This is a genomic window from Streptomyces sp. NPDC002888, from assembly GCF_042888465.1.
Taxonomy (GTDB): Bacteria; Actinomycetota; Actinomycetes; order Streptomycetales; family Streptomycetaceae; genus Streptomyces.
The window spans coordinates 108,252-135,209 of record NZ_JBIAPU010000023.1; the positions used below are offsets into that span (position 1 = coordinate 108,252).

The 26,958-nt window shown below is 68.0% G+C and carries 24 protein-coding genes; 13 read left to right on the top strand and 11 right to left on the bottom strand.

Translation table 11 applies throughout. The features are described 5' to 3' along the window. Positions 1-142: 142 nt before the first annotated feature. The gene (locus ACFYWX_RS32640) at positions 143-1,048 is read left to right on the top strand and encodes a LysR family transcriptional regulator (RefSeq protein ID WP_389428306.1); all 906 of its coding nucleotides are present in this window, start codon (positions 143-145) and stop codon (positions 1,046-1,048) included. A gap of 134 nt (positions 1,049-1,182) precedes the next feature. Then, entirely contained in the window at positions 1,183-1,665 is a 483-nt protein-coding gene (locus ACFYWX_RS32645; protein ID WP_133927997.1) for an NUDIX hydrolase, read from the top strand. Positions 1,666-1,673: 8 nt separating this feature from the next. Here ACFYWX_RS32645 and ACFYWX_RS32650 read toward each other — a convergent pair whose 3' ends face one another. Both ACFYWX_RS32650 and ACFYWX_RS32655 read right to left on the bottom strand, forming a co-directional pair. Continuing rightward, on the bottom strand, positions 1,674-3,245 hold the full coding sequence (locus tag ACFYWX_RS32650) for a globin domain-containing protein (protein ID WP_389428308.1): 1,572 nt from the start codon (positions 3,243-3,245) through the stop codon (positions 1,674-1,676). 392 nt (positions 3,246-3,637) lie between these two features. Continuing rightward, positions 3,638-4,270, bottom strand: a complete 633-nt coding sequence (locus tag ACFYWX_RS32655) for an HAD family hydrolase (RefSeq protein ID WP_389428310.1) — start codon at positions 4,268-4,270, stop codon at positions 3,638-3,640. A gap of 184 nt (positions 4,271-4,454) precedes the next feature. Between ACFYWX_RS32655 and ACFYWX_RS32660 the strand changes: the two genes are divergently transcribed. Then, complete coding sequence (locus ACFYWX_RS32660) at positions 4,455-5,321, top strand: GNAT family N-acetyltransferase (protein WP_389428312.1); 867 nt, start codon at positions 4,455-4,457, stop codon at positions 5,319-5,321. 163 nt (positions 5,322-5,484) lie between these two features. Here ACFYWX_RS32660 and ACFYWX_RS32665 read toward each other — a convergent pair whose 3' ends face one another. Then, complete coding sequence (locus ACFYWX_RS32665; protein ID WP_389428314.1) at positions 5,485-6,693, bottom strand: MFS transporter; 1,209 nt, start codon at positions 6,691-6,693, stop codon at positions 5,485-5,487. A gap of 142 nt (positions 6,694-6,835) precedes the next feature. Between ACFYWX_RS32665 and ACFYWX_RS32670 the strand changes: the two genes are divergently transcribed. Next, complete coding sequence (locus ACFYWX_RS32670) at positions 6,836-7,294, top strand: MarR family winged helix-turn-helix transcriptional regulator (RefSeq protein WP_389428316.1); 459 nt, start codon at positions 6,836-6,838, stop codon at positions 7,292-7,294. 9 nt (positions 7,295-7,303) lie between these two features. After that, positions 7,304-7,756: a GNAT family N-acetyltransferase gene (locus ACFYWX_RS32675; RefSeq protein WP_389428318.1), complete on the top strand. Its 453-nt coding sequence runs from the start codon at positions 7,304-7,306 to the stop codon at positions 7,754-7,756. Positions 7,757-7,853: 97 nt separating this feature from the next. On the opposite strand, the gene ACFYWX_RS32680 is transcribed toward ACFYWX_RS32675, so the two are convergent. Next, positions 7,854-9,239: a serine hydrolase domain-containing protein gene (locus ACFYWX_RS32680; RefSeq protein ID WP_389428319.1), complete on the bottom strand. Its 1,386-nt coding sequence runs from the start codon at positions 9,237-9,239 to the stop codon at positions 7,854-7,856. 302 nt (positions 9,240-9,541) lie between these two features. Between ACFYWX_RS32680 and ACFYWX_RS32685 the strand changes: the two genes are divergently transcribed. Further along, entirely contained in the window at positions 9,542-10,840 is a 1,299-nt protein-coding gene (locus ACFYWX_RS32685) for a phosphatase PAP2 family protein (protein ID WP_389428321.1), read from the top strand. 8 nt (positions 10,841-10,848) lie between these two features. Here the strand turns inward: ACFYWX_RS32685 and dnaB are convergent, their stop codons facing one another. Continuing rightward, positions 10,849-12,327 (bottom strand): replicative DNA helicase, encoded by a 1,479-nt coding sequence (dnaB, locus tag ACFYWX_RS32690; RefSeq protein WP_389428323.1) that lies wholly within the window; start codon positions 12,325-12,327, stop codon positions 10,849-10,851. A 460-nt stretch (positions 12,328-12,787) separates the two neighbouring features. Here dnaB and ACFYWX_RS32695 point away from each other — a divergent pair, with 460 nt between their 5' ends. Further along, positions 12,788-14,125 (top strand): MATE family efflux transporter, encoded by a 1,338-nt coding sequence (locus tag ACFYWX_RS32695; RefSeq protein ID WP_389428325.1) that lies wholly within the window; start codon positions 12,788-12,790, stop codon positions 14,123-14,125. Positions 14,126-14,229: 104 nt separating this feature from the next. On the opposite strand, the gene rplI is transcribed toward ACFYWX_RS32695, so the two are convergent. The 4 genes from rplI to rpsF all read right to left on the bottom strand — a co-directional run bounded on the left by rplI (position 14,230) and on the right by rpsF (position 15,972). After that, the gene (rplI, locus tag ACFYWX_RS32700) at positions 14,230-14,676 is read right to left on the bottom strand and encodes a 50S ribosomal protein L9 (protein ID WP_389428327.1); all 447 of its coding nucleotides are present in this window, start codon (positions 14,674-14,676) and stop codon (positions 14,230-14,232) included. 18 nt (positions 14,677-14,694) lie between these two features. Beyond that, positions 14,695-14,931, bottom strand: a complete 237-nt coding sequence (gene rpsR, locus ACFYWX_RS32705; protein ID WP_003949403.1) for a 30S ribosomal protein S18 — start codon at positions 14,929-14,931, stop codon at positions 14,695-14,697. Positions 14,932-15,009: 78 nt separating this feature from the next. After that, positions 15,010-15,612: a single-stranded DNA-binding protein gene (locus tag ACFYWX_RS32710; RefSeq protein WP_389428329.1), complete on the bottom strand. Its 603-nt coding sequence runs from the start codon at positions 15,610-15,612 to the stop codon at positions 15,010-15,012. A gap of 69 nt (positions 15,613-15,681) precedes the next feature. Then, entirely contained in the window at positions 15,682-15,972 is a 291-nt protein-coding gene (gene rpsF / locus ACFYWX_RS32715; protein ID WP_006604399.1) for a 30S ribosomal protein S6, read from the bottom strand. Between the two features lie 285 nt (positions 15,973-16,257). On the opposite strand from rpsF, the gene ACFYWX_RS32720 reads away from it, so the two are divergent. The 3 genes from ACFYWX_RS32720 to ACFYWX_RS32730 all read left to right on the top strand — a co-directional run bounded on the left by ACFYWX_RS32720 (position 16,258) and on the right by ACFYWX_RS32730 (position 18,975). Beyond that, a complete protein-coding gene (locus ACFYWX_RS32720) occupies positions 16,258-16,572 on the top strand; it encodes a hypothetical protein (RefSeq protein ID WP_389428331.1) in 315 nt (104 codons plus the stop codon). Between the two features lie 177 nt (positions 16,573-16,749). After that, entirely contained in the window at positions 16,750-17,868 is a 1,119-nt protein-coding gene (gene femX / locus ACFYWX_RS32725) for a peptidoglycan bridge formation glycyltransferase FemX (RefSeq protein ID WP_389428333.1), read from the top strand. Between the two features lie 75 nt (positions 17,869-17,943). Further along, entirely contained in the window at positions 17,944-18,975 is a 1,032-nt protein-coding gene (locus tag ACFYWX_RS32730; RefSeq protein ID WP_389428335.1) for an alanine racemase, read from the top strand. A 110-nt stretch (positions 18,976-19,085) separates the two neighbouring features. Here ACFYWX_RS32730 and ACFYWX_RS32735 read toward each other — a convergent pair whose 3' ends face one another. Further along, complete coding sequence (locus ACFYWX_RS32735; protein WP_389428337.1) at positions 19,086-20,594, bottom strand: glycosyltransferase family 87 protein; 1,509 nt, start codon at positions 20,592-20,594, stop codon at positions 19,086-19,088. A 131-nt stretch (positions 20,595-20,725) separates the two neighbouring features. Further along, on the bottom strand, positions 20,726-23,416 hold the full coding sequence (locus tag ACFYWX_RS32740; protein WP_389428339.1) for a transglycosylase domain-containing protein: 2,691 nt from the start codon (positions 23,414-23,416) through the stop codon (positions 20,726-20,728). 371 nt (positions 23,417-23,787) lie between these two features. On the opposite strand from ACFYWX_RS32740, the gene ACFYWX_RS32745 reads away from it, so the two are divergent. The 3 genes from ACFYWX_RS32745 to ACFYWX_RS32755 all read left to right on the top strand — a co-directional run bounded on the left by ACFYWX_RS32745 (position 23,788) and on the right by ACFYWX_RS32755 (position 26,953). Further along, positions 23,788-24,468, top strand: coding sequence for a PadR family transcriptional regulator (locus ACFYWX_RS32745; RefSeq protein WP_389428341.1), 681 nt, complete (start codon positions 23,788-23,790; stop codon positions 24,466-24,468). A gap of 44 nt (positions 24,469-24,512) precedes the next feature. Then, on the top strand, positions 24,513-25,595 hold the full coding sequence (locus tag ACFYWX_RS32750; RefSeq protein WP_389428343.1) for an inositol-3-phosphate synthase: 1,083 nt from the start codon (positions 24,513-24,515) through the stop codon (positions 25,593-25,595). Positions 25,596-25,690: 95 nt separating this feature from the next. After that, the gene (locus tag ACFYWX_RS32755) at positions 25,691-26,953 is read left to right on the top strand and encodes an MFS transporter (protein ID WP_389428345.1); all 1,263 of its coding nucleotides are present in this window, start codon (positions 25,691-25,693) and stop codon (positions 26,951-26,953) included. The last annotated feature ends 5 nt before the right edge of the window (positions 26,954-26,958 follow it).

The following is a 26,958-nucleotide window of genomic DNA, read 5'->3' on the forward strand; positions in this document are numbered from 1 at the left end:
GTTCTGCGCGCGAAGAACCGCGCGCACTAGGCTAGTTGACTCTGTGTCAGTGTCCAATCACAGTAGCGACAGAGACCTATCGACCTATTTATAGTTGTGCGCGGCCGGGGGCTCGATCAGGGCCGTAAGAGGGGAGGCGTGCATGGACCTCGCCTTGCTGCGCACCTTCGTCACCGTGCACCGGGCCGGCTCCTTCACTCGCGCCGCCGCTCTGCTGGGCCTGTCCCAGCCGGCCGTCACCTCGCAGATCCGCACCCTGGAGCGACAGCTGGGCCGCCCCCTGTTCCTCAGGCAGGCCCGCGGAGTGACACCGACGACCATCGGCGACGAGCTCGCCCACAAGGCAGCGCCCCATCTCGACGCCCTGGTGGAGATCGCCGAGACCGGCCTCGACGACGAGTCCTCGTTACGCACCCTGCATCTCGCTGGGCCTCCCGAGTTCACCGCCGAACGGGCGTTGCCGGCCCTGACGGAGCTCACCGGCGAGGACGGGCAGGGATTCGCCCTGCGCGCCTCGTTCGGCACGGCCGAGGAGGCCCTCGAGGGGCTGGCCGCCGGTCACCACGACCTGGCCATCTGCACCGCCCGACCGCGCGGCGCCCTGCTCACGGCGACCCCTCTGTGCGACGAGGAACATGTGCTGGTGGCCGCACCGCTGTGGAACGAACGGATCCGCGCAGGCAAGCCGCGCCGCAACAGCGTGCCCACGCTGGCGAACCTGCCCGTCGTCGAGGTCCACGAGTCCCTGCCCTTCGTCTCCCGCTACTGGGCCTCCGTCTTCGACGCCCACCCGGCCGCCTCGGGCACCGTCGTCGTTCCCGACCTGCGGGCCGTGCTTGCCTGCGCGAGCGCGGGCGCCGGTCTCGCGGTGCTGCCCCGCTATCTGTGTGCGGCCGCTCTCGAGCGCGGTGACGTGGTCGCGCTGCACGATCCGGCGGTGCCGCCGTTGCGGACGTACTTCCTGGTGGTGCGCACCGGGACCCTGGCGATGCCGCACATCGCACGGGCGCACGAGTGGCTGCTGCGGGCTGCCGGCGACTGGTGCTGAGCGTCGCCGTCGCACTGGTACTGACCTCGCCATCGGCTCGTGGCGAGCCTCGTCATCGGGTAGGTCACGCAGTGAGCTCTCGTGGTGACGTTTCGCGATGTTTCACGTGGAACCAGCCGGGCCACATTTCTCCCATGACCGTCCGACCCGTGGTCAAGCGCACCGCCCGTGCCGTCCTCCTGGACGGCGACGACCTGATCCTGATCAAGCGCACCAAGCCTGGTGTGGATCCCTACTGGCTCACGCCCGGCGGTGGGGTCGAGCCGGGGGACACGACCGTCGTCGATGCCCTGCACCGCGAGGTGTACGAGGAGCTCGGCGCCAAGATCACCGATGTCGTGCCCTGCTTCGTCGACACCGTCGAGCACATCGGCGAGGACGGCGGCGCGACCGGCGTGAAGGTACAGCACTTCTTCGTCTGCCGTCTGGAGTCCATGGACCCGGCACTACGGCACGGCCCGGAGGTGGACGAGCCGATCGGCGAGTACGAGATCGTCAGAGTGCCGTTCACCCGGGTGGGTATCGCCTCCGTCCACCTCGTCCCCTTGTCGCTGCGGCACTACCTGGACGGCAACATCGAGGGCGTACGGGCCATGCACGCTCCCGACCTGGGCTGATACCCGGCTCAGTCGCCGGTGACGACGAGTTCTTCGACTGAGTCGTGCCGTATGCGCTCCGGCAGTACCCCGCTGTCCCGCAGCGCGCCCACGCCACTGCGGATCATGCCGGGCGGGCCCGCGACATAGGCGTCGTACTCGGTCCAGGGGCCGTGGGCGCGGATGGCGTCGGGGAGCTGGAGCAGGCCGTGCCGGTCGACCACCGGGCGGACTTCCAGCCAGTGGTGGGACTGCTTGAGCCTGAGCATCGTGTCGATGTCGTACAGGTCGTGGTCGGTGCGGGCGCCGTAGAAGACCTCGACCCGTCGCCGATCGCCGTGCTCGGCGACGTCCTCGACAAGGGCCTTGATAGGGGCTATCCCGGTGCCGCCGCCCAGACAGAGAAGGCCGTTGTCGGTGGTGTGGTCCACGGTCATCGAACCCGCCGGGGGGCCCAGGCGAATGACGTCACCGGGTCGGGCACGGTGCACGAGGGCGTTGGAGACCCAGCCGGCCGGGATCGCCCTCACGTGGAACGTGAGCAGCCCGTCGGAGCGGGGCGCCGAGGCGAAGGAGTAGTGCCGCCAGACCCGCGGCCACCAAGGCGTCTCCAGGCTCGTGTACTGGCCGGCGAGGAAGGGGTAGGGCTGGTCGGGGCGGACCGTGACCACCGCGACGTCGGGCGTCCTGAGGTCGTGCGAGACGACCTCCGCGTGCCACCAGGCCGGTGCGCGCAATTCGTCGGCGGCCGCCGCGTCGATCATGACCTGCGAGATCGTCGTGTACGTCCGGATCCAGGCCGCCTCGGTCTCTGCGTTCCACACGGACTCCGCGTACTTGCTCAGGGCGCCGATGAGGCACTCGCCGACGGCCGGGTAGTGCTCGGGGCGGGTGCCGTACTTGCGGTGGCCCCGGCCTAGTCCCTGCAGGTACTCGACGAGGACGGGAGTGTTGTCGATGTGCTCGGCGGCGGTGAGCAGGGCCTTGAGCAGCCGGTCCCGCTGGGAGTCCATCGCGGCCGGGAAGAGGGGGCGCAGATCGGGGTGACGCACGAAGAGCAGCGCGTAGAAGTACGACGTGACCTTGTCCGCCACGGGGGTGACCTCGGCCATGGTGCGGCGGATGAGGATGGCGTCCGGGGATGCTTGCTTGGCGGGGGCGGGCCGCTGGATCGGTACTCGGTGATCAGCGGGCGAGGCCTCCGTGGCGGTCGGCGCGAGGGTCGCGGTCCGGGACGGCGCTGTTGTTCGGTCCGGTTGCGTCGCTCCTGTGCTGGTGGCGGGCCGTATGCCGTCGGCGCTCGTGACGGACGGTGCCGGGTCGTCGCTCGGGGCTGAGGCTTCCGGGGCGTACGCGTGGGCGGGCGGTTCGGTGTCGGCCGCCGTCACCGGCTCCGCGGAGGCGTCGGGCGGAGGGTCGTCGCCCGCTGTGGCCCTGCCCACCGGGCGCATCGCGGCCAGACGGCCGCCTTCGGCGGTTTCTGGTCCGGAGCCGGGGGCCGGCTGCTTGCGCGGCGTGAACCAGCCGCCCCCGCCGCCGGACGTGCCGTTATCGGCCGACCTGGTGGTCGGAGCGTCCATGGTGTGCCTCGCCTCGAACATCTTTCGGTCGGTCTGCGCACTTCCACCATCGGAAGCGCCTGCCTTCCCCCGTGGATGGTTTGCTTTCCCTGTTCGGTGTCGCGGCCGACACGGCCACATTGAACCCGTATTCCCGCTCCGTACGGACAAGTAAGGCGAGAGTGTGACAAGGGCCGCAGTGCTCACGGCAGCATCCCACCGCGCGGGGGACGCTCCAGCCGCATAACCGAAAACGCGGGTCTTCGATCACTCCGTCCCGTTAGGCTGCATTGCCTTGCTCCCGGCTCGCTCGGAGTGGGCGCACCACGCTCCGGACACGAACCGGACTCGACCCTACCGGTCACGGCTCTGTACACAAGTCCCCCCTGCCCTCACCACGTTTTGGGCGAGGGGCGGACCGTCAATTCCCTCAATTACCGGGCTTGGCATACCAGTTCATAGGCATCCCACAGATCCTTCCCCATGTAGGAGTGTGTCGCGAGCCCGCTTAGATGACTGTCCGCATTAACGGCGACGGAGACCGGCACCGCACCGAATAGATCCAGGTCCGACAGCGAGTCGCCGTACGCGACGCAGTCGGCCCGCGTCACGCCGAACTTCCGGCACAGCTCATCGGCGATCCGCACCTTGGCCGCGGCGGTGAGCACACCGGCCGGGTCAACCGGCTCGGTGAACGGCACGGCGGGAAAGCGAGAGCCGTGGGTCGCATGAGCACCCCAGCCCGTGAGGCGTTCCACGAAGAAGGAAGGGGAGAGCGATACGACCGCGCAGTAGTCACCTGCCCGTCTGATCTCTGCCCAGACCTCCCGAATGCGGGCCAGCCAAGGTGCCGCTTCGAATGCTGCCGCCACATGGGCCTCGGTGAGCTCCGCCCACAGGGAATACACCTGCGCCGCATACTCCGGCGGATCTATCAGCCCGGCCGAGATCGCTTGGTCCAATGCCACCGTCTCGGCTTCCAAACCCAGTTGCCGCGAGATCTCCACGGGCGCGGACGTGCCGTGCAGCAGAGTGCCATCCATGTCGAAGAGATGAAGTCTCGTCATGCACACCGAGGCTAGAGGTACTTACTGTCAACACCTGGATGAGGTCTGGCGTTCGCCCATGTTTCACGTGAAACACCGCGCCCATCTCCCCATCTTGTCGGTTGTCCACGACATGGCCAAAAGCGCGTACGTCCGCCCGGAAACGGGTGGACGTCAAGGCCGGCCATCGGACAGCCTGACCTGCGTGCCGACTCCTTCCCTCCCCGAACTCCCCATTCGCCGTCTGACGCTCCGCGATCTCACCGCCTGCGCCGACTTGTCCGAGAACCGGGGGTGGCCTCGTGAGGAACACAAGTGGGGCTTCCTCCTCACGGCCGGGAAGGGCTACGGCATCGACGACCCCGACGGCGGTCTCGTCGGCGCCTGCGTCGTCACCGAGTACGGAACACAGGACCGTCCCGACCTGGGCGCCATCGGCATGGTGCTGATCGCCGAACGGCATGCCCGCAAGGGCATCGGACGCCGGTTGATGCGCCAGGTGGTCTCGGCGATGGGCACCACGCCTCTGACGCTGCACGCGACGCCGTACGGCCGTCCCCTCTACGAGGAACTCGGCTTCAAGGTGACCGGCCGGGCGGAGATGCTGAGCGGGCACTTCACACCCGGCGGGACGGAGTCCCGGGTAGCCACACGTGCCGCCACGGCCGAGGATCTCACCGCGATCCTCCGGCTCGACGAGGAGGTGTTCGGCGCGGATCGCACGCACATCATCACGCGGCTTCCCGCTTTCGCCGACCAGCTGCGCGTGGCCGAGGAGGATGGCCGCCTCATCGGGTACGCGGGCGCCTGGCCCAACATGGACACGCATGTCGTGGGCCCTCTGATCGCCCGGGACACGGAGGCCGCGAAGGCCCTCATCGCCTCCCTCGCCGCCCACACCGACCGCCCTCTGCGCACTGACATCGACGTACGGCACCAAGAGCTGCTGGCATGGGCGAAGGAGCGCGGGCTGGCGTCGGTCGCCTTCAACGCGGTCATGACGTACGGGATCACGGAGGTGCCCGGCGACTGGACCCGGCGGTTCGCTCCGCTGACGGTGGCGGCGGGCTGAGTCGCGGTACGGAGAACGCCGGCCCCCGTAGGGCCGGCGTTTCCTGTTGGGGAGGTGCCGTCAGGCGAGTGCCTCCACGGTGGCCGCGGCAAAGCCGTGGTCCTGGTGAGGTGACGTCTCACCGGTCCCGGAGCTCGGGGACGGCCCTGGCGCCCGGGTCGGATCAGTGATGGACGGCGGCCCGCTGCTCGGCGGGGGCTGCGCCCGCGACCACGGCGCTGGGCGTGCTGTCACGGCGCTCCAGGGCGGCCGAGAGCACGGCGAGGACCAGGGCGGCCGCCGCGAGGACCGCGCCGACCCAGTTCGGGGCGGTGTAGCCGAGGCCGGCCGCGATGACGAGGCCACCGAGCCAGGCAGAGAGGGCATTGCCCAGGTTGAAGGCACCGATGTTCACGGCGGCGGCCAGCGTCGGGGCGCCGTGCGCCTGGTCGAGGACGCGCTTCTGCAGCGGTGGGACGGTGGCGAAACCCAGGGCACCGATCAGGGTGATCGTGACGGCCGCGAGGACCTTGTGGTGCGCGGTGACCGTGAAGAGCGCCAGCACGATCGCCAGGGCGCTCAGCGAGACGTACAGCATGGGCATCAGGGCGCGGTCGGCGAACCTGCCGCCGACGAGGTTGCCGCCGACCATGCCGAGTCCGAAGAGGACCAGCAGCCAGGTGACGGAGCCGTCGGCGAAGCCGGCGACATGGGTCATCATCGGCGTGATGTAGGTGATGGCCGCGAAGACACCGCCGAAGCCGAGGACGGTCATCGCCATGGCGAGCAGTACCTGGACGTTCTTGAAGGCGGCCAGTTCGTGCCGCAGGTGCACACCCTCCGGCCTGGGCATGTCGGGGACCAGCCTGGCGACGCCGGCCAGGCCGATGACGCCGAGGGCGGCGACGAGGCCGAAGGTCACGCGCCAGCCCACCTGCTGTCCGACGAGAGTGCCCAGCGGCACGCCGACCACGTTGGCGACGGTCAGGCCGGTGAACATCATCGCGATGGCGCCGGCCTTCTTGTCCGGTGCGACCAGCTCGGCCGCGACGACGGAACCAATGCCGAAGAAGGCGCCGTGGGCGAGTGAGGCGACCACACGGCCGATCAGCATGACGGCGAAGGCGGGGGCAAGGGCGGACAGCAGGTTACCGACGATGAACAGGCCCATCAGCAGCATCAGCATCCGCTTGCGGGAGACCTTGGTGCCGACCACGGTCATCAGCGGGGCGCCGAACATGACGCCCAGCGCGTAGCCGGTCACGAGGAAGCCGGCCGTGGGGACGGAGACCCCGAAGTCGTCCGCGACCTCGGGCAGCAAGCCCATGATCACGAACTCGGTCGTTCCGATCCCGAAGGCCCCGATCGCGAGGGCCAGAAGCGCGAGAGGCATGAGGGGTGTACCTTCCAAAAAAGATTGCAGGTGCGCTTTGCAAGCGTCAACAATAGTTGCAGACGCGGGCTACATGCAACAGCCCACTATCGCGAACCTGCTCTATCCTTGTTTCAGCCGCTCCGGGACGGAGGAAACGCCAATGACAGCGACGGACCCCGCGCTCACCGCCCTCTCCCAGGGCTGGTGCGCCCTCTCCCTCCTGCACGGGAGGATCGAGGCGCACATCGAGCGCTCCCTGCAGGCCGGGCACGACCTGAGCGTGCGCGAGTACTCCCTCCTCGACGTGCTCAGCCGGCAGCACGACGGCGACGGAGGCCATCTGCAGATGAAGCAGGTCGCCGACGCGGTCGTCCTCAGCCAGAGCGCCACCACCCGACTGGTCACCCGGCTCGAGGACCGCGGCCTGCTCGAGCGCTACCTCTGTCCCACCGACCGGCGCGGCATCTACACGAACGTCACCGAGGCCGGCCTCAAGCTGCTGGAAGAGGCCAGGCCCACCAATGACGCCGCCCTGCGGGAAGCGCTCGACGAGGCGGCCAAGAGCCAGGAACTGGCCCCGCTCGTCCGGGTCGTGGAGTCGCTGAACGTGCCCGCATAGGCTTCGGCCATGGGAGATCTTGAGATACGCGCCGCCGCAGCCGACGACATCCCGGCGATCGTCGCCATGCTCGCGGACGACCCACTGGGCGCACAGCGGGAGTCACCCGGCGACCTCACCCCGTACCTGACCGCACTGGAGCGGCTCCGCGCCGACCCGAACCAACACCTGGTCGTGGCGGTCCGCGAGGGCCGCGTCGTGGGCACGCTCCAGCTCACGGTCATTCCCGGACTGTCCCGGCGCGGCTCCACCAGGTCGATCATCGAAGGCGTACGCATTCACGCCGACGAGCGCGGCAGCGGTCTGGGCACCCGGCTCATCGAGTGGGCGGTCGATGAATCCCGGCGACAGAACTGCCAGCTGGTCCAGCTGACCTCCGACAACACGCGCACCGACGCGCACCGCTTCTACGAGCGGCTCGGTTTCACAGCCTCGCACGTGGGCTTCAAGCTCCAGCTCTGAGAGGCGCAGACGCTGCTTCAGCGGTCACAGCAAGCGGACTCCAGCGGCCACAAGAAGCGCCTTGTTTCACGTGAAACAAGGCGCTCACCCGTCCTCACTAGCCGATCCCCCGCCACCCCTCGGGGTCGACTCCGCCCGGCACAGGAGCCCCCTCCTCGTACGGCTGACGCGTGAAGACGAACGAGCCGAGGTCCAGATGGCTCACGGACCCGTCGGGGCGCCGTACGGGCCGCAGAAGCTCTCCGGCGTAGTAGCCCTCCAGGCCCGTCCAGGTGCCGTCACCGTTCGGCCGGAACCGCGAACGCCGCCCCGTGCCCGACAGCGGCTCCAAGGAGGCCAGCCCGTCGGCCGTCAGCCTCAGTCCGAAGCCGGATGTCCCCCAGTACCACTGCCCTACCAACTCCAGCACGGACGGATCGACTTCCCGCAGTGGCCGCCACGGCTCCGGGATCCTCGGCTCGGCCTCGGCGACGATGCGGACGAGATCGGCGCCAACGGCGGACAGCAGCGGGCCTGACGTGCAGTTGGCCAGCACGACCGCCGCCACGTCGTCCGCCACGCTGATGGTGAGGTTCGCCAGGAAGCCCGGCAGGGACCCCGTGTGACCGATGAGGGTCCGCCCCTCCTGGTGACGGATCTCCAGACCCAGGCAGTACGCGTAACCGGCCGCCACGTCCGCGGCGCCGGGCGGCGCCGCCGGCGTACGCATCTCTGCCAGTGATGCGGCACTCAACACGCGGTCGTCCCCCTTGACCAGGAAGGCCGCAAACCGTGCCAAGTCGGTGGTGGTCGACCAGAGTTGACCGGCCGGTGCCATCCGTCCCAGGTCCTGTACGGGTTCGGGCAGCAGTGCGTCGGCCCAGGGGTGCACGGCCCAACCGCCTGCGTGGGGCGCTCGCGGTCGTGCACTGGTTCGATCCAGGCCCAGAGGTTCGAGCACTTCCCGCCTGAGGACGTCCTCCCAGGAGGCGCCCCTGAACTGCTCGACCAGCGCGCCGAGCAGCGTGTAGCCGGGGTTCGAATAGTGGAACCGTCGGCCGACCGGATGGCGGAAGGGCTGCTCACCGAGCACATCGGCCAGCTCCGGCCGCAGCGACCCGGGAGTGCGCTCCCACCACGGTTCGGGCGACTCTGCCGCCAGGCCGGCCGTGTGCGCGAGCAGCTGGGCGATCGTGGCCTCTCCCGCGCCGGTGCCCGGCAGATGCTTCTCGATCGGGTCACCGAGGTCGAGCGCACCCTCGTCGCGCAGCCGCAGCACGAGGACAGCGGTGAAGGTCTTGGTGATCGAGCCGATGCGGTACTGCACGTTCCCGTCCGGCCCGTGCCCGTCCACCGAGGTCCGCGCACCGTGCCACACGGCCCGCCCGTCCCGTACGACCGCCGCGACCAGCGAAGGTGCCCGCCCTTCGGCCTGTGCCACGGCGATCCGGTGCAGCAGCGCCCGACGCGTACCGGGGAGGAGCTCTTCCTGAGGTGTCGTCATGGGCCCAGTCCACCCGGCGCCGCAGCCTGCGTCGAGCCCATTCCACCAGGGCGCCGAGGAACTGGTCGCTGTATTCGACGTGTTGGCGGTATACCGGCATTACAGGCCAGGCTGCCGGTTCACCGAAACCCACCCGCACCGCTCCGTTAGCATGTTCGAACTCACGACGATTGCCCCCATCGCCTGTCCTGGTTATCTAACAACTAACAAAATCGGCCAAATAATTGATATCTATAGCATCGCGGGTGTTTTCGCGAATAAAGGGCAGAATCGCGTTCGCCGCGTGGCGTCAACCACGGGCGATGCTGTGGGCCACAGCAGGTGTGACAGCCCTCGGATTCCTCATCGCGCTGGAGATCGCCGCGCGTCGCTACGGCATACCGGGGCCGATCACCAACCAGGTGCAAGAGGTGGTATACGCCCCCAAATCGGGGCCGCTGTTGTACGCCAGCATGGCGTTGATGATGGTGGTGCTCACCTGGCGGCAACGGTTCATCGCGACTGGTGCCGCGATCGGCATCGACGTCGCCTTCTTTCTGGTGCGGTGGGCGGTCGACGCCAAGCCGACCGACGGCCACCCGTTCGGCAACGGCGCGTTGTGGGTGATTTTGGGCTATGCGGTCATCGCTCTCACGCGCCGCACCGGCCAGGAACGTGTCCTGCTGCTGAAGGGCGTCGGTCTGGGCCTGCTGCTGGTGACCGGCCGCAAGACCGGCGACACCTGGCTGCTGATCACGTCGAAGACCCGCCCGACGGTGCTCGACCAGTACGTGGCAACCGCCGATCACGCGCTGGGCAACCCGTCGTGGCTGGCAGGCCGGATTGTCGAGGCCGCCGGCCCGACCGGCGCCCATGTCCTCGACCTGGTCTACGGTCAGATTGCGGTGGCCGGAGTCATCATCGCGCTGTACCAGCTGCGTAACGTCGCGGTCGAGCGCCGCTTCCCGCGCCATCACCTGGTGCGCACCTTTCTGACGATCGGCCTCCTCGGGCCGGGCATATACATGCTCTTCCCGGTGGTCGGACCGATCTACGCCTACGGCACCGGCGCCTTCGGCACCGGCGGCGGGCACTGGGCAGTGGCCAACCTGTGGCCGGACATTCCGCCACCGCTCATGACCCCGCACCAGATGCCGTACGACGAGATCACCCCTCGCAACTGCATGCCCAGCCTGCATACAGCGTGGGCTATCGCAATCTTCATTCATTCCCGCAAGGGCCCACGGATTCTGCAATTCGCAGGCGTGTTCTGGCTGGTTGCCACGCTCGCCGCAACCCTGGGCTTCGGCTACCACTACGGTGTGGATCTCGTGGCCGGCGTGGTGTTCACGCTCACGATCGAGACAGCGCTGCGCTCGCTCGAACGTGGCTGGGGCCGGTCAGGAATCCAGCTGGTCGCCTACGGCACAACGGTCTTTGTTGCGCTTTTGGTGTCATATCGCTATCTATCGATGGAAATGGCCGAACATCCATGGGTGTTCGGGCCACTTCTCATTCTGGCGATGACCTCAGTGGTGCACGGCTACGTACGGACCACCAGGCTGTGGGAGCCGAAGGCCCCAGCAGCGCGGCGACCGGAAGCGCAACCCGAACTGGTGTGAGTCCCGGATCAGGTCTGCGCCATGTCCACGAAGCGCGAGTAGTGCCCCTGGAAAGCCACGGTGATCGTGGCCGTCGGGCCGTTACGGTGCTTGCCCACGATGATGTCCGCCTCGCCCGCGCGCGGCGACTCCTTCTCGTAGGCGTCCTCGCGGTGCAGCAGGATCACCATGTCGGCGTCCTGCTCGATGGAGCCGGACTCACGCAGGTCGGACACCATCGGCTTCTTGTCGGTGCGCTGCTCGGGACCACGGTTCAGCTGGGAGAGCGCGATCACCGGGACCTCCAACTCCTTGGCCAGGAGCTTGAGGTTTCGGGACATGTCCGAGACCTCCTGCTGACGGCTCTCGGAGCGTTTGGAACCGCCTGCCTGCATCAGTTGCAGATAGTCGATGATCACGAGCTTGATGTCGTTGCGCTGCTTCAGCCGGCGGCACTTCGCGCGGATCTCCATCATCGACAGGTTCGGGGAGTCGTCGATGTACAGCGGTGCGGACGACACCTCGGGCATCCGGCGCGCCAGACGCGTCCAGTCCTCGTCCGTCATCGTGCCGGACCGCATGTGGTGAAGGGCGACCCGGGCCTCGGCGGACAGCAGACGCATCGCGATCTCGTTGCGCCCCATTTCGAGGGAGAAGATGACGCTGGGCAGGTTGTGCTTGATCGACGCGGCCCGGGCGAAGTCCAGGGCCAGTGTGGACTTACCCATGGCGGGACGGGCCGCGATGACGATCATCTGGCCCGGGTGCAGACCGTTGGTGAGGGAGTCGAGGTCGGTGAACCCCGTAGGAACACCGGTCATCTCGCCACTGCGTGAGCCGATCGCCTCGATCTCGTCGAGTGCGCCTTCCATGATGTCGCCGAGCGGCAGGTAGTCCTCGCTGGTGCGCTGCTCCGTGACCGCGTAGATCTCGGCCTGGGCGCGGTTGACGATCTCGTCGACGTCGTCGTCGGCCGCGTATCCCATCTGTGTGATGCGGGTGCCCGCCTCGACCAGCCGACGCAGGACCGCGCGCTCGTGCACGATCTCCGCGTAGTACTCGGCGTTCGCCGCCGTCGGCACGGTCTGGACGAGGGTGTGGAGATACGACGCTCCACCGACCTTGTTGATCTCACCGCGCTTGGTCAGCTCGGCGGCGATCGTGATGGGGTCGGCCGGCTCGCCCTTCGCGTAGACGTCGAGGATCGCCTGGAAGATCGTTTCGTGGGCGGGCTTGTAGAAGTCGTGGCCCTTGATGACCTCGACGACGTCGGCGATGGCGTCCTTCGACAGGAGCATGCCGCCCAGGACGGACTGCTCGGCGTCGAGATCCTGCGGAGGTACCCGCTCGAACGACGTGCCCCCGCTCTCCCACTCCCCGTCCTCCCGGCCGCGGTCGTGCTGCTCACCGCGCCCCCGGCCCACATCACCGCGGCGGCGGGAGGCGGGCAGACGATCACCGGGACCGCTGTCGGCCCACGGGTCGTCCAAGGGCTCGGAAATGCTCACCGAGCCACCTCCTCCCGTCCGCCGAGCGGACCTCGCCATGCCCCTCTGTTCTACGGCACGGCACTGACAACTGAGAGGCCCCTCTCCGGTTCTGGCACGCCGGTTTTGTGACGGTTTCGCGACCGGCGGCACGGAGGGGGCGCCGGACAACGGTAGGCCCGCGGGCGGCGTCAGCCAATCTGGTTATCCACAGGCCATGTGGACGACGGCCCCGATGCTGTGGAGAACTCCGCAAAACCTGTGCACGACCCGGTGGACAGCCCTGTGAACAAGCTTTCACCTTCGTTGAGGCGACGGCTCTGACCTGCATGTTTACCGTCCACCGGCTGTGCAGAAGAAAAACTTTCCCAGTCGGATCAAGATCGCCTCGAACAGTGCGCGAGAGCACACACAGTCAACAAAGAAGTAAGGAGCACAAGGCGCTTGCATCTCTTACCTGTGGACGATTAGATTGATGGCCATGACACAGGCTCCCGCGCCCCCCAGGGCTGCCCGGCGACAGCACGATCGAGAGATCGTCGCACTGGCCGCCCCGGCCTTCGGCGCACTCGTCGCCGAGCCCCTCTTCGTCATGGCCGACAGCGCGATCGTGGGCCACCTGGGCACGGCGCAACTGGCCGGACTCGGTGTCGCCTCCGCCCTCCTCATGACCGCCGTCAGTGTCTTCGTGTTCCTCGCCTACGCCACCACAGCGGGCGTCGCACGCCGCGTGGGCGCCGGCGAACTCCCGGCCGCCATACGCCAGGGTATGGACGGCATCTGGCTGGCACTGCTGCTCGGCGCCGCCGTCATCGCCGTAGTCCTGCCCACCGCGCCCGCCCTCGTGGAACTCTTCGGCGCCTCGGACACGGCCGCTCCGTACGCAACCACCTACCTGCGCATCTCGGCTCTCGGCATCCCGGCGATGCTGGTGGTGCTCGCCGCGACCGGCGTGCTGCGGGGCCTTCAGGACACGAAGACCCCGCTGTACGTGGCCATCGGCGGTTTCATCGCCAACGCCGCTCTCAACGCCGGTCTCGTCTACGGTGCCGACCTCGGCATCGCGGGTTCCGCCTGGGGCACCGTCATCGCCCAGTGCGGCATGGCCGCGGTCTACCTCGCGGTGGTGGTCCGCGGTGCCCGTCGGCACGGCGCCTCACTGCGCCCCGACGCCGCCGGGATCAGGGCCTCCGCCCAGGCCGGTGCGCCTCTGCTGGTCCGTACGCTCTCCCTGCGGGCGATCCTGGTGATCGCCACGGCCGTCGCCGCCCGCCTCGGGGACGCCGACATCGCGGCCCACCAGATCATCCTGTCCCTGTGGAGCCTGCTCGCCTTCGCACTGGACGCCATCGCCATCGCCGGGCAGGCCATCATCGGCCGCTATCTCGGTGCCGAGGATGTCCAGGGCGCCCGCGCCGTCTGCCGTCGCATGGTGGAGTGGGGCGTCGCCGTAGGAGTCGCCCTCGGCCTCCTGGTGCTGATCACTCGGCCGGTGTTCCTGACCCTGTTCACCAGCGACCTCGGAGTCAAGGACGCCGCCCTGCCCGCTCTGGTGATCGTGGCCGTCTCCCAGCCGATCTGCGGCGTCGTCTTCGTTCTGGACGGCGTTCTGATGGGCGCGGGCGACGGGCCGTACCTGGCGTGGGCGATGCTGCTCACCCTGGCGGTCTTCGCCCCCGTCGCCCTGCTCGTTCCTGTCGTGGGCGGTGGTCTGACCGCTCTCTGGATGGCCATGACGTTGATGATGGCCATGCGCATGCTGACCCTGTGGCTGCGCACCCGCTCGGGACGCTGGTTGGTGACTGGTGCGACGCGCTGAGCGCGTTTCACGTGAAACATGACCGCACGGTCCTACCGGCAACGCGTAAGGGGCCGCACCCAACGGGTGCGGCCCCTTCTCAGCGTTCAAGCCGAGCGCGGCGATCAGGCCGCGACGACCTCGATGTTGACCTTGGCGGCAACCTCGGGGTGCAGACGCACGGACGTCTCGTGAGCGCCCAGGGTCTTGATGGGCGTGCCGAGCTCGATGCGGCGCTTGTCGACCTCGGGACCACCGGCAGCCTTGATCGCCGAAGCGACGTCGGCCGGGGTGACGGAACCGAAGAGACGACCGGCGTCGCCGGAGCGAACGGCCAGACGGACCTTCACGCCCTCGAGCTGGGCCTTCACAGCGTTGGCCTGCTCGATGGTCTGGATCTCGTGGATCTTGCGAGCACGACGGATCTGCTCGACGTCCTTCTCGCCACCCTTGGTCCAGCGGATCGCGAACTTCCGCGGGATGAGGTAGTTACGAGCGTAGCCGTCCTTGACGTCGACGACTTCGCCCGCGGCACCGAGGCCGGAGACCTCGTGGGTCAGGATGATCTTCATGAGTCGGTCACCCTTCCCTTAGCGCGCGGTGGACGTGTAGGGCAGCAGCGCCATCTCACGGCTGTTCTTGACGGCCGTGGCGACGTCACGCTGGTGCTGCGTGCAGTTGCCGGTCACGCGGCGGGCACGGATCTTGCCGCGGTCGGAAATGAACTTCCGCAGCATGTTCGTGTCCTTGTAGTCCACGTACGTGACCTTGTCCTTGCAGAAAGCGCAGACCTTCTTCTTAGGCTTGCGCACAGGCGGCTTCGCCATGGTGTATCTCCTGTGTGATCAAGAAGTTGGGGTACGACCCGCCTTCGACCGGCCCGGACCGAAGGTCCGGCCCAGGGCCTAGAAGGGGGGTTCGTCCGAGTAGCCGCCGCCACCGCCGGAGCTTCCGCCCCAGCCGCCGCCGCCCTGGTTGCCGCCGGCCTGGTTGCCACCGGCGGGAGCGCCGGTCGCCCACGGGTCGTCGGCGGGAGCGCCGCCGCCCTGCTGACCGCCACCGGGGCCGCCGCCCCAGCCGCCGCCACCCTGGCCGCCACCGCTACCGCCGCCGAAGCCACCGCCACCACCCTGGCCACCGCGGCCGGAGGTCTTGGTGACCTTGGCCGTGGCATTGCGCAGGCTGGGGCCGACTTCCTCGACATCCAGCTCGTAGACCGTGCGCTTGACGCCCTCGCGGTCCTCGTAGGACCGCTGCTTCAGCCGGCCCTGCACGACGACGCGCATGCCTCGCTGAAGCGACTCGGCGACGTTCTCCGCCGCCTGACGCCAGACCGAGCAGGTCAGGAAGAGGCTCTCGCCGTCCTTCCACTCGTTCGTCTGGCGGTCGAAGGTGCGCGGGGTGGACGCGACACGGAACTTCGCGACCGCCGCACCGGAGGGGGTGAAGCGCAGCTCGGGGTCATCGACAAGATTGCCGATGACCGTGATGACGGTCTCGCCTGCCATGGGGGAACCTCTCGGCGGGTTTGCTGGCTGCTTACTACTCGAATCCCGAGTTCAGCTGAGCGGGAGAGCTCAGTGGGTCTCGGGGCGGAGGACCTTGGTCCGGAGGACCGACTCGTTCAGGTTCATCTGGCGGTCGAGCTCCTTCACGACCGCAGGCTCGGCCTGCAGGTCGATGACCGAGTAGATGCCCTCAGGCTTCTTCTTGATCTCGTACGAGAGACGACGACGGCCCCAGGTGTCGACCTTCTCGACCTTTCCGTTGCCCTCGCGGACGACGGAGAGGAAGTTCTCGATCAGCGGGGAGACAGCACGCTCCTCGAGATCGGGGTCGAGGATGACCATCACCTCGTAGTGACGCATGTGGAACCCACCTCCTTTGGACTCAGCGGCCACGGTCGTTCCGTGGCAGGAGGGTTGTGATGCGTTCGCAACGGTATCGGCCGCCACTGACAATCGGGGGCCGCGAGCGGCGTCCCCGGCTCGGCCTGGAGAGATCCCCTGGCATTGTCTGGGCAGACACCGGTGCAGACGGTACACACTACCCGCACGCGCCGTGCGGTTGAAATCCGGCCGCCGGGACCGTCAGTCTGTACACATCGGGTGTGTATGGCGCTACGATGCGCCGCCTTCCGCAGGAGGTGCCCTATGGCACAGGCATTGCGACCCAACACCGCCGGATCCCTCTTCGCCACGGACGACAGGCCCCATCCCCTCCAGGACGCGCTGCTCGCAGTGACCCTGGTGTTCGGAGTCACGGCGTTCGTGTCAGGGCTGTTCGATCATCTCCACCTGCTCAGCTCCTGGACCGGCCTGGTGGGGATCTTCACGGGCGCTTACGGACAGTGGATCTCGGAGACCACGCGTCAGCGCTTCGGGCTGATCCTGGGCCTCGGTGCCTCCGGCGTCGGCTTCTTCCTCGGCATGGCGCACGGCGGCCTCTTCGGCGGCTGGATCAGCTGACCGCCGGGCGCCGCCCCTGCGGCGCCTGTCGAACACCGCGGGAACGCCCCGGCGGCCAACAGGCCGGGGCGAAGGTGCCGTACGCCCAGTCGGGGCGCTCGCAGGGCGCAGTAGGCTTCGCGCGAGAGCCGGAGCCCCTGAACCCATGGGGACACACCAGCCCGAGGAGCGCCCCGAATGAGCCTGACCCTGAGGACCATCAGTCGCGAGCAGCATCTGGCTTACATCCAGAGCCTGCCGTCGGCTAGCCACATGCAGGTCCCGGCCTGGGCTGATGTCAAGGCGGAATGGCGTTCGGAGAACCTCGGCTGGTTCGACAAGACCGGTCAGCTCGTGGGCGTGGGCATGGTCCTCTACCGCCAGCTGCCCAAGATCAAGCGCTACCTCGCCTACCTGCCCGAGGGCCCGGTCATCAACTGGTATGCGCCAAATCTGACCGAGTGGCTGGAACCGATGCTCGCGCACCTCAAGCAGCAGGGCGCGTTCTCCGTGAAGATGGGCCCGCCGGTCATCATCCGGCGCTGGGAGGCCACCTCCATCAAGGCGGGCATCCAGAACCCGGACGTGAAGCGGCTGCGGGACATCGAGGCCGACTTCATCGAGCCGCGCGCCTTCGAGGTCGCCGACAAGCTGCGCCGTATGGGCTGGCAGCAGGGCGAGGACGGGGGCGCGGGCTTCGGCGACGTACAGCCCCGCTACGTCTACCAGGTACCGCTGGCGAACCGCTCCCTGGAAGAGGTCCACAAGAACTTCAACCAGCTGTGGCGCCGCAACATCAAGAAGGCCGAGAAGGCCGGCGTCGAGGTCGTCCAGGGCGGCTATCACGACCTCGAGGAGTGGCAGCGGCTGTACGAGATCACGGCCGTGCGCGACCACTTCCGGCCCCGGCCGCTGTCGTACTTCCAGCGCATGTGGACGGCCCTCAACAGCGAGGACCCCAACCGTATGCGGCTGTACTTCGCCCGCCACAACGGTGTGAACCTGTCGGCGGCGACGATGCTGATCGTCGGCGGGCACGTCTGGTACTCCTACGGCGCCTCCGACAACATCGGCCGGGAGTTCCGCCCCTCCAACGCGATGCAGTGGCGGATGCTGCGCGACGCCTACGCGCTCGGCGCGACGGTCTACGACCTGCGGGGCATCTCCGACTCGCTCGACGAGAGCGACCACCTCTTCGGCCTGATCCAGTTCAAGGTCGGCACCGGCGGGCAGGCCGCCGAGTACCTCGGCGAGTGGGACTTCCCGCTGAACAAACTGCTCCACAAGGCGCTCGACATCTACATGTCGCGCCGCTGAGTTTCGGGTCGTTCGCTTCCACAGCTTCCATCCCCTGACACCACCCCAACCCCGAGAAAGGTTCCAGGTCCGGCCATGGCGCTCACGCTCTACGTCGACACCGCGCGCTGGCGGGCGCACCACAAGCACGTGCAGGACCAGTTCCCGGGCCTCGTCCCGGTCTGCAAGGGCAACGGGTACGGCTTTGGGCACGAGCGCCTCGCCGAGGAGGCCACGCGGCTGGGCTCGGACACCCTCGCCGTGGGCACGACGTACGAGGCCGCGCGGATCAAGGACTGGTTCGGCGGTGACCTGCTGGTGCTGACGCCTTACCGGCGGGGCGAGGAGCCCGTGCCGCTGCCCGACCGGGTCATCCGCTCGGTGTCGTCGATCGACGGTGTGTACGGCCTCGTGGGCGCCCGTGTCGTGGTCGAGGTCATGTCCTCGATGAAGCGCCACGGCATCAGCGAGCAGGACCTGCCGCAGCTGCACGCCGCCATAGAGAACGTCCGTCTCGAGGGCTTCGCGATCCATCTGCCGCTGGACCGCACCGACGGCTCGGACGCCGTCGAGGAGGTCATCGGCTGGATGGACCGGCTGCGCGCGGCGCGCCTGCCGCTGCACACGATGTTCGTCAGCCACCTCAAGGCCGACGAACTCGCCCGGCTCCAGCAGCAGTTCCCGCAGACGCACTTCCGTGCCCGCATCGGCACGCGGCTGTGGCTGGGGGACCACGAGGCCACCGAGTACCGCGGCGCCGTCCTGGACGTCACGCGCGTCGCCAAGGGCGACCGCTTCGGCTACCGCCAGCAGAAGGCGGCCTCGGACGGCTTCCTGGTGGTCGTGGCGGGCGGTACCTCTCACGGGGTGGGCCTGGAGGCCCCCAAGGCGCTGCACGGCGTCATGCCGCGGGCCAAGGGCGTCGCCCGGGCCGGCCTCGCCACGGTCAACCGGAACCTTTCTCCGTTCGTCTGGGGTGGCAAGCAGCGCTGGTTCGCCGAGCCACCGCACATGCAGGTGTCGATCCTGTTCGTGCCCACGGACGCCCCGGAGCCGACGGTGGGCGAGGAGCTCGTGGCCCATCTCCGGCACACCACCACCCAGTTCGACCGGATCGTGGACCGCTGAGCGGCCGCCGCTCGACGCCGGGAAACCGACAAGGCCGTACACGGATCTCTCCGTGTACGGCCTTTGCCGTCTCCTGCTCGGCCCGGTGGGCCCCCGGGCGCTCTGTTCGCTCAGAGCGAACCGTCGGTGGAGGAAGCTGTGTCCCGGCTTCCCCACGCCACCTGGGGTCCCTCGTAGTCGGCCGCGTGCCGCGCCGGACGGGCCGCCGGACCGAGGACGAACACGTCCTCCGCGCCGTCGAGCACACCGCCGGAGGGGTCGTCCTCACCGGTCCGACGCACCATGTCCCGCTCCGGCATGAGGATGTCGCGCACGATGACGACGCACAGGTAGAGGGTTCCCAGGAGGTGCAAGCCGATCGCCCAGTGATAGCCGTCGGTCGGCAGTCCCTTGTGGGCGTCTCCGCTCGTCGTGTACGCGAGGTACATCCAGATCCCCAGGAAGTACGCCACCTCGCACGCCTGCCAGATCAGGAAGTCCCGCCACTTCGGACGGGCCAGCACGGCCAGTGGGACGAGCCACAGCACGTACTGCGGTGAGTAGACCTTGTTGGTGAGGATGAACGCCGCGACGATCAGGAAGGCGAGCTGCGCGAAGCGCGGCCTGCGTGGCGCGGTGATGGTGAGCACCGCGATACCCACGCAGCAGAGCAACACCAGCGAGGTGGCGAGCGTGTTGACGGTCTCGGTGCTGAGCGGGTGACTGGAGTTCTGAGCCATGATCAACCAGAAGGACCCGAAGTCGACGCCACGCTCCTGGCTGAAGGTGTAGAACTTCGACCAGCCGTCGAAGGCGAAGAGCATCACCGGCAGGTTCACCACGAGCCAGGAGACGACCGCGCCGCCGAAGGCCTTGCCGAAGTCCCGCCACTTCCCCGCGCGCCAGCACAGCACGAACAGCGGCCCGAGCAGGAAGACGGGATACAGCTTGGCGGCCGTGGCGAGCCCCAGCAGAACACCGAAGGCGAGGGAGCGGCCCCGCGACCACATCAGCATGGCTACGGCCGTCAGGGCGACCGCCAGCAGGTCCCAGTTGATGGTGGCGGTCAGCGCGAAGGCGGGCGCCAGGGCGACCAGCAGACCGTCCCAGGGGCGCCGGACGTGGGTGCGGGACACGCAGACCGCGATGACGGCCGCGCACGCCATCAGCATCCCGGCGTTGACCATCCAGTACCACTGCTCCTGGTGCTGGATGCTGCCGCTGCCGGGTGTCAGCCAGGCAGCGACCTCCATGAACACGCCCGTCAGCACCGGGTACTCGAGGTACTGCATGTCGCCGGGGAGCCTGTCGAAGTACGGCACGAGCCCGTCGGCGAAGCCGCGCCCCTGGTAGAGGTGCGGGATGTCCGAGTAGCAGGCATGCGTGTACTGCGAACTGGCACCGAAGAACCAGGCGCCGTTGTAGCAGGGAGCCTTCTGGATGAGTCCGAGGGCGAACATGCCGATCGCCACGAGAGCGACGATCCGCACGGGGGTCCACCAGGACGTTCCGAGCAGGGCACGCCGTCCGAGAGGACCGCCGATCACCTCACTGCCGGCCACGGCGATCGCGTCGTCCCTGGTCGGCCGCACCTGGTCCGGCTCATGCACGCTCGCGTGCGTCGATTCTGCGCTGGGCATGGGCCACATCCTGCCGTACGCGTCTAGGAATACGCCGAGGGCCGCCACACCTCACCAGGTGTGGCGGCCCCTGTTTCACGTGAAACGTCCGGATGTTTCACGTGAAACACCCGCGTCGGGCGATAGGACGGCTAACCGGTCTGGCCTCCGAAGAGGCCGCCTCCGTTGCCATTGCCTCTGTTGTTGCCGTCTCCGCTTGTGTCCGTGGGCGACGGCGAGGTGGTCACCCCTCCGTCCGTGCCCCCGGTGTCCGTGCCACCGGTGTCCGTACCCCCGGTGTCCTCGCACCCGAAGCCGAAGCGGTTGCAGCTCTCGCTGGGCGACGGCGAGGGAGAGGTCAGCGTCTCGCTGGGCGTCGGACTCGGCGTCGGACTCGACTCCGGAGTCTTGGTGGGCGTCGGAATGACAGTCGGCGACGGGGCCTCGTTGACGACCTGACCGATGGGCTCGGGGGCCGGGAAGTCCTCCGAAGGCTCGCCCTTCAGCGCCTGTTCCATGTAGTCGCGCCAGATCTCGGCCGGGAACGAGGCACCGTGGATCTTCTTCTGACCACCAGTTCCGAACATCTTCAGGAACTCGCGGTTCTTCTTGGTCTCGTCGTCGTCGTACCGGAACATCGTGATCGACGTGGACAGCTGCGGGGTGTAGCCCACGAACCAGGCCGACTTGTTGCCGTCGGTCGTACCGGTCTTGCCGGCGACCTCGCGGCCGGTGAGCTGGGCGCTGGTACCTGTGCCCTTCTCGACCACGGTCTTCAGGACGTCCGTGACGTTGTCGGCGACCTTCGCGGTGAAGGCGTCCTTCGTCGCGACCTTGTGCGTGTAGGCCGTGCCGTCCTTGCTCGTCACCTTCTCGACGGAGTACGGCTCACGCTGCTTGCCGCTGGCCGCGAAGGTGGCGTAGGCACCGGCCATGCGGATCGCGCTGGGCTGGGAGATGCCGATGGAGAAGGACGGGTAAGTGACGCCGGCCAGGCTGTTCGGCTTGAGGCCCGCGCTGACGGCGGACTCCTTCACCTTGTCCAGACCGACGTCCATGCCGAGCTGCACGAAGGCGGAGTTCACCGACTCGCGCATCGCCTCACGCAGGTCGATCTGGAAGTTGGGGGCATCTCCGTAGGAGACCTGGCCGTCATTGGTCTGCAGCCACTCCGCACCCTTCTCGTTCTTCCAGATATCCTTGTTGTACTCCTCGATCTTGAGCTTGTTCTTGCCGCTGAACAGGCTCTTCGGGGAGACGATGGTCCGCTCGTCCTGCGCCTGTGTCTCGGGGCCGTCGGGGTCGCGCACGCCCCAGGTCATCGCGGCCGCGAGGACGAACGGCTTGAAGGTCGAACCGACCTGGGCGCCGGTGGTGTCGGCGTTGTTGGTGAAGTGCTTGGTCGCGCTGTCACCGCCGTAGATCGCCTTGATGGCACCCGTCGCCGGATCCACGGAGGCGCCGCCGAACTGGACGTGGGTGTCCGTCTTCGGGCGCTCCTTGGGCTTGATGTTGGCCTTCTGGACCTTCTGGACGGAGGTCTCGAGCTCCTTGATCTTCTTCTTGTCGAAGGTCGTGTAGATCGAGTACCCGCCCTGCTGCAGCTTGTCGGCGCTGATGATCTTGTTGTTGATCACGTAGGCCTTGGCCAGGTCGACGAGATAGCCGATCTGACCGCCCAGCTCACGGTTCGACCGCGGGCTCTGCCATTTGGGGAGCTCGGTGTACTTGGCCCGCTCCGTGGCGTCCAGGTGACCGTACTCGACCATCTTGTCGAGGGTGTCCTGCATCTGACGCAGGGCCCGCCGGCTGTTCGCCTCGGGCTTGGCCGCCTGGTCGATGGACTGGGCGCCCGCCGGGTCGTAGTACGTCGCACCCTTGAGCATCGCCGACAGGAAGGCGCACTCACCCGGGTTCAGGTCGATGGCGTCCTTGTTGAAGTAGGCGCGGGCAGCGGCCTGGATCCCGTACGCACCGCGCCCGTAGTAGGCGGAGTTCAGGTAGCCCGCCATGATCTTGTCCTTGGGGACGGTGGCGCCCACCTTGACCGAGACGAGGATTTCCCTGAACTTCCGGGAGATCGTCTGGGACTGGTCGTCCAGCATCGCGTTCTTGACGTACTGCTGGGTGATGGTCGAGCCACCCTGGGTGTTGCCACCCCTGGCCATGTTGAACACGGCGCGGGCGATGCCCTTCGGGTCGATGCCGCTGTCGGTCTCGAAGGTCTTGTTCTCCTGCGAGATGACGGCGTCCTGCATCGCCCTGGGGATCTGCGAGAGGTTCACGATCTGGCGGTTCGTCTCACCACCGGTGGACACCATCTCGGAGCCGTCGGACCAGTAGAAGACGTTGTTCTGCGCCTCGGCCGTCTTCGCGATGTCCGGGACGCCCACCATGGCGTAGCCGATGCCCGCCACGGCCACCAGGCTGCCGATGAAGCCGATACACAGACCGGAGACAAGCTTCCAGGAGGGCATCCAACGGCGCCAGCCGTCCTTGCCGGTCCGCGGATAGTCGATGATGCGCTTCTTGGCAGGGACGGCCGCACGGCCTCTGCCGCGGCCTGGTCCGGTCGGGCCACCACGGCCCCCTCGGCCGGGTTCGGCCGCTCTGCGGCGGCCACTGGTGCTTCTCTGTGCCGCGCGCCGGGCCTCGGCGCGGCCGCCGGGCGACCGCTCCTCGCCTCCCGGCTCGTAGGATCCCGACCCGTACGCGTCGGATGGAGACCCGGTGGCGCCTCGCGGTGCCGCACGGCGGCCGGAGGACGAGCCGGACTGGCCGCGTCGGGCCGCGGCACGTCCGCCTTCCTGCGGCTGCGGCGGTTTGCGACGGTGCTCGCTCATCGAACGACTACTCCTCGGGCAGGCGCACCCTTGCGCGCCTGGAAACGGCGGCTGGTTTCCGGTCCCCCCGAAGTACGGATGTGGTCGGTTCTGCATTCATCCGTACTGCACCTAGGACGACGACGCCCCCATGCGTCACGTGGTTCCCGGTGGTGTGCATGGCGCACAGACTACGCACCGTCAAAACCCGCCGAGTCCCGAAGTTCACCCCAAATCAGGCATCTCGCCTGCAACGAATCAGTGATGTGATCCCGTTCACCACCCCTCCCCTTGTCGCATCCGGAAGGCCGTTCTATCGTCGTGATGTATCGAGTCGATACATCAGCGCGACATAAACGTCACGGCACGTCCGCGGCAGAGAGGAGGCGACGATGAGCCGGCGTGCCGGGATCCTCGAGTTCGCCGTACTCGGCCTGCTCCGCGAGTCCCCGATGCACGGCTATGAGCTGCGCAAACGACTCAATACGTCACTGGGTGTGTTCCGCGCGTTCAGCTACGGAACGCTGTACCCCTGCCTCAAGACGCTGCTCGCCAACGGCTGGTTGATCGAAGAGCCGGGGAACACCTCCGAGGACGCCCTCGCCGCACCACTCGCAGGGCGTCGCGCCAAGATCGTCTACCGGTTGACGGCGGAAGGTAAGGAGCACTTCGAGGAACTGCTCTCGCAGACGGGGCCCGACGCGTACGAGGACGAGCACTTCGCCGCTCGTTTCGCCTTCTTCGGGCAGACCTCGCGCGACGTCCGTATGCGAGTCCTCGAAGGCCGCCGCAGTCGGCTGGAGGAGCGCCTGGAGAAGATGCGCGCCTCGCTTGCGCGCACCCGGGAGCGCCTCGACGACTACACCCTTGAGCTCCAGCGCCACGGGATGGAGTCCGTGGAGCGCGAAGTGCGCTGGCTGAACGAGCTCATCGAGAGCGAGCGGGCGGGCCGGGATCTGAACCGTCCGGCCCACGGAGAACCCGCTCGCGACACCACAGAGGGAGCGCCGGGCGTCCTGCCCCGGCCCGGGGACACCCCCGGGCCGGATACGCCCGGCGACACCGCCACGTGAGGCCCCTGCCAGGGCCTCACTCGTACACACAGGGAGCAACCAGAATGGGTTCGGTGCGCGTAGCCATCGTCGGCGTGGGCAACTGCGCCGCGTCGCTGGTGCAGGGAGTCGAGTACTACAAGGACGCCGACCCGGCGTCCAGGGTCCCGGGCCTCATGCACGTGCAGTTCGGCGAGTACCACGTCCGTGACGTGGAGTTCGTCGCCGCCTTCGATGTCGACGCGAAGAAGGTCGGCCTCGATCTCGCGGACGCCATCGGCGCGTCCGAGAACAACACCATCAAGATCTGCGATGTGCCGAACACCGGCGTGACCGTTCAGCGCGGCCACACCCACGACGGCCTCGGCAAGTACTACCGCGAGACCATCGAGGAGTCCGCCGAGGCCCCGGTCGACGTCGTCCAGGTCCTCAAGGACAAGCAGGTCGACGTCCTCGTCTGCTACCTGCCCGTCGGTTCCGAGGTCGCGGCGAAGTTCTACGCCCAGTGCGCCATCGACGCGAAGGTCGCATTCGTCAACGCCCTTCCGGTCTTCATCGCCGGCACCAAGGAGTGGGCGGACAAGTTCACCGAGGCGGGCGTCCCGATCGTCGGTGACGACATCAAGTCCCAGGTCGGCGCCACCATCACGCACCGCGTCATGGCGAAGCTCTTCGAGGACCGCGGTGTCGTCCTCGACCGCACGATGCAGCTGAACGTCGGCGGCAACATGGACTTCAAGAACATGCTCGAGCGTGACCGCCTGGAGTCCAAGAAGATCTCCAAGACGCAGGCTGTCACCTCCCAGATCCCCGACCGGGACCTCGGCGAGAAGAACGTCCACATCGGACCGTCCGACTACGTCGCCTGGCTCGACGACCGCAAGTGGGCGTACGTCCGCCTCGAGGGCCGTGCCTTCGGTGACGTCCCGCTGAACCTGGAGTACAAGCTCGAGGTCTGGGACTCCCCGAACTCCGCCGGTGTCATCATCGACGCCCTGCGCGCCGCGAAGATCGCCAAGGACCGCGGCATCGGCGGCCCGATCCTGTCGGCGTCGTCGTACTTCATGAAGTCCCCGCCCGTTCAGTACTTCGACGACGAGGCTCGCGAGAACGTCGAGAAGTTCATCAAGGGTGAGGTCGAGCGCTAGCCGACAGGGCTCGCTGAAAACGCTCCTGCCAGGGCTGTCGAGGGTCCCCGGGTTGTACCGCCCGGGGACCCTCCCCGTATGTGAGGCTGTGCCCCATGTCCGTCGTCCGCGATCTGCGCATCCTCCTGCGCTTCCGGGACTTCCGGCGTCTGCTCTCGGTACGGCTGCTCTCCCAGGGAGCCGACGGTGTCTACCAGGTCGGGCTCGCCACGTACGTCGTCTTCTCCCCGGAGAAGCAGACCTCGGCGACCGCGATCGCCTCCGCGATGGCGGTCCTGCTGCTTCCGTACTCCCTGGTGGGCCCGTTCGCCGGCGTCCTGCTGGACCGCTGGCGCCGTCGCCAGGTCTTCGTGTACGGCAACCTGCTGCGCGCCGTGCTGGCCTCGGCGACGGCCGCCCTGATGATCAGTCACGTCCCGGACTGGCTCTTCTACATCTCCGCTCTGTGCGTCACCGCCGTCAACCGCTTCGTCCTGGCGGGTCTGTCCGCCGCGCTGCCGCGGGTCGTCGACGCCGAACGCCTGGTGATGGCCAACTCCCTGTCCCCGACGGCCGGAACGCTCGCCGCGACGGCGGGTGGGGGCCTCGCCTTCGTCGTGCGGCTGGTGGCCGCGGACTCCGACGCCGCCGTGGTGCTGCTGGGCTCCGCCCTGTACCTGTGCGCGGCGCTCGCCTCGCTGCGCATGGCCCCGGAACTACTGGGCCCTGACCGTGAGTTGGGGCCGCCCCGGCTGACCTCAGCCCTCACCGGCACCGCACACGGCCTCGTGGCAGGCGTACGGCACCTCGCCGAACCGAAGAGGAGGGAGGCCGTCTGGGCGCTCGCCTCGATGACGCTGATGAGGTTCTGCTACGGCGCCCTGACCGTCATGGTTCTGATGCTCTGTCGGTACGCCTGGTCGACCGACACGGACGGAGGGCTGGGGTTGCTCGGTCTGGCCGTGGGCATCTCCGGCGCGGGTTTCTTCGCGGCGGCCGTCGTCACGCCCTCCACCGCGGGGCGGCTCGGGCCGGGCCGCTGGATCGTCGTCTGCTCGGCCGCGGCCGCCGTCCTGTTGCCCCCGCTGGGACTGCCGTTCGTCGAAGCCCCTTTCATGGTCGCGGCGTTCGTCCTGGGGCTGTCCACCCAGGGAGCGAAGATCGCCACGGACACCATTGTCCAGTCCTCCGTGGAGGACAGCTTCCGCGGCCGAATCTTCTCGGTTTACGACGTGCTGTTCAACGTCGCCTTCGTCGGCGCCGCCGGGGTGGCCGCGCTGATGCTGCCCCCTGACGGCCGCTCGGCACCGCTGGTGGTCACAGTCACCGTTGTCTACGGGGCGGTTGCTATGGCTATGACCCGCTTTGGGCGCCGGTAAGTGTC

Bases quoted from the DNA above. Each gene is read 5' to 3' on its own strand.
- ACFYWX_RS32655 (WP_389428310.1), bottom strand. From the start codon at position 4,270: ATGACGAGACTTCATCTCTTCGACATGGATGGCACTCTGCTGCACGGC.
- ACFYWX_RS32685 (WP_389428321.1), top strand. From the start codon at position 9,542: ATGCTGTGGGCCACAGCAGGTGTGACAGCCCTCGGATTCCTCATCGCG.
- femX (WP_389428333.1), top strand. From the start codon at position 16,750: ATGAGCCTGACCCTGAGGACCATCAGTCGCGAGCAGCATCTGGCTTAC.
- rplI (WP_389428327.1), bottom strand. From the start codon at position 14,676: ATGAAGATCATCCTGACCCACGAGGTCTCCGGCCTCGGTGCCGCGGGC.
- ACFYWX_RS32695 (WP_389428325.1), top strand. From the start codon at position 12,788: ATGACACAGGCTCCCGCGCCCCCCAGGGCTGCCCGGCGACAGCACGAT.
- ACFYWX_RS32735 (WP_389428337.1), bottom strand. From the start codon at position 20,594: ATGCCCAGCGCAGAATCGACGCACGCGAGCGTGCATGAGCCGGACCAG.
- ACFYWX_RS32665 (WP_389428314.1), bottom strand. From the start codon at position 6,693: ATGCCTCTCGCGCTTCTGGCCCTCGCGATCGGGGCCTTCGGGATCGGA.
- ACFYWX_RS32710 (WP_389428329.1), bottom strand. From the start codon at position 15,612: ATGGCAGGCGAGACCGTCATCACGGTCATCGGCAATCTTGTCGATGAC.
- ACFYWX_RS32730 (WP_389428335.1), top strand. From the start codon at position 17,944: ATGGCGCTCACGCTCTACGTCGACACCGCGCGCTGGCGGGCGCACCAC.
- rpsF (WP_006604399.1), bottom strand. From the start codon at position 15,972: ATGCGTCACTACGAGGTGATGGTCATCCTCGACCCCGATCTCGAGGAG.
- ACFYWX_RS32640 (WP_389428306.1), top strand. From the start codon at position 143: ATGGACCTCGCCTTGCTGCGCACCTTCGTCACCGTGCACCGGGCCGGC.
- ACFYWX_RS32645 (WP_133927997.1), top strand. From the start codon at position 1,183: ATGACCGTCCGACCCGTGGTCAAGCGCACCGCCCGTGCCGTCCTCCTG.
- ACFYWX_RS32720 (WP_389428331.1), top strand. From the start codon at position 16,258: ATGGCACAGGCATTGCGACCCAACACCGCCGGATCCCTCTTCGCCACG.
- ACFYWX_RS32675 (WP_389428318.1), top strand. From the start codon at position 7,304: ATGGGAGATCTTGAGATACGCGCCGCCGCAGCCGACGACATCCCGGCG.
- ACFYWX_RS32750 (WP_389428343.1), top strand. From the start codon at position 24,513: ATGGGTTCGGTGCGCGTAGCCATCGTCGGCGTGGGCAACTGCGCCGCG.
- ACFYWX_RS32745 (WP_389428341.1), top strand. From the start codon at position 23,788: ATGAGCCGGCGTGCCGGGATCCTCGAGTTCGCCGTACTCGGCCTGCTC.
- ACFYWX_RS32650 (WP_389428308.1), bottom strand. From the start codon at position 3,245: ATGTTCGAGGCGAGGCACACCATGGACGCTCCGACCACCAGGTCGGCC.
- ACFYWX_RS32670 (WP_389428316.1), top strand. From the start codon at position 6,836: ATGACAGCGACGGACCCCGCGCTCACCGCCCTCTCCCAGGGCTGGTGC.
- ACFYWX_RS32740 (WP_389428339.1), bottom strand. From the start codon at position 23,416: ATGAGCGAGCACCGTCGCAAACCGCCGCAGCCGCAGGAAGGCGGACGT.
- rpsR (WP_003949403.1), bottom strand. From the start codon at position 14,931: ATGGCGAAGCCGCCTGTGCGCAAGCCTAAGAAGAAGGTCTGCGCTTTC.
- ACFYWX_RS32755 (WP_389428345.1), top strand. From the start codon at position 25,691: ATGTCCGTCGTCCGCGATCTGCGCATCCTCCTGCGCTTCCGGGACTTC.
- ACFYWX_RS32680 (WP_389428319.1), bottom strand. From the start codon at position 9,239: ATGACGACACCTCAGGAAGAGCTCCTCCCCGGTACGCGTCGGGCGCTG.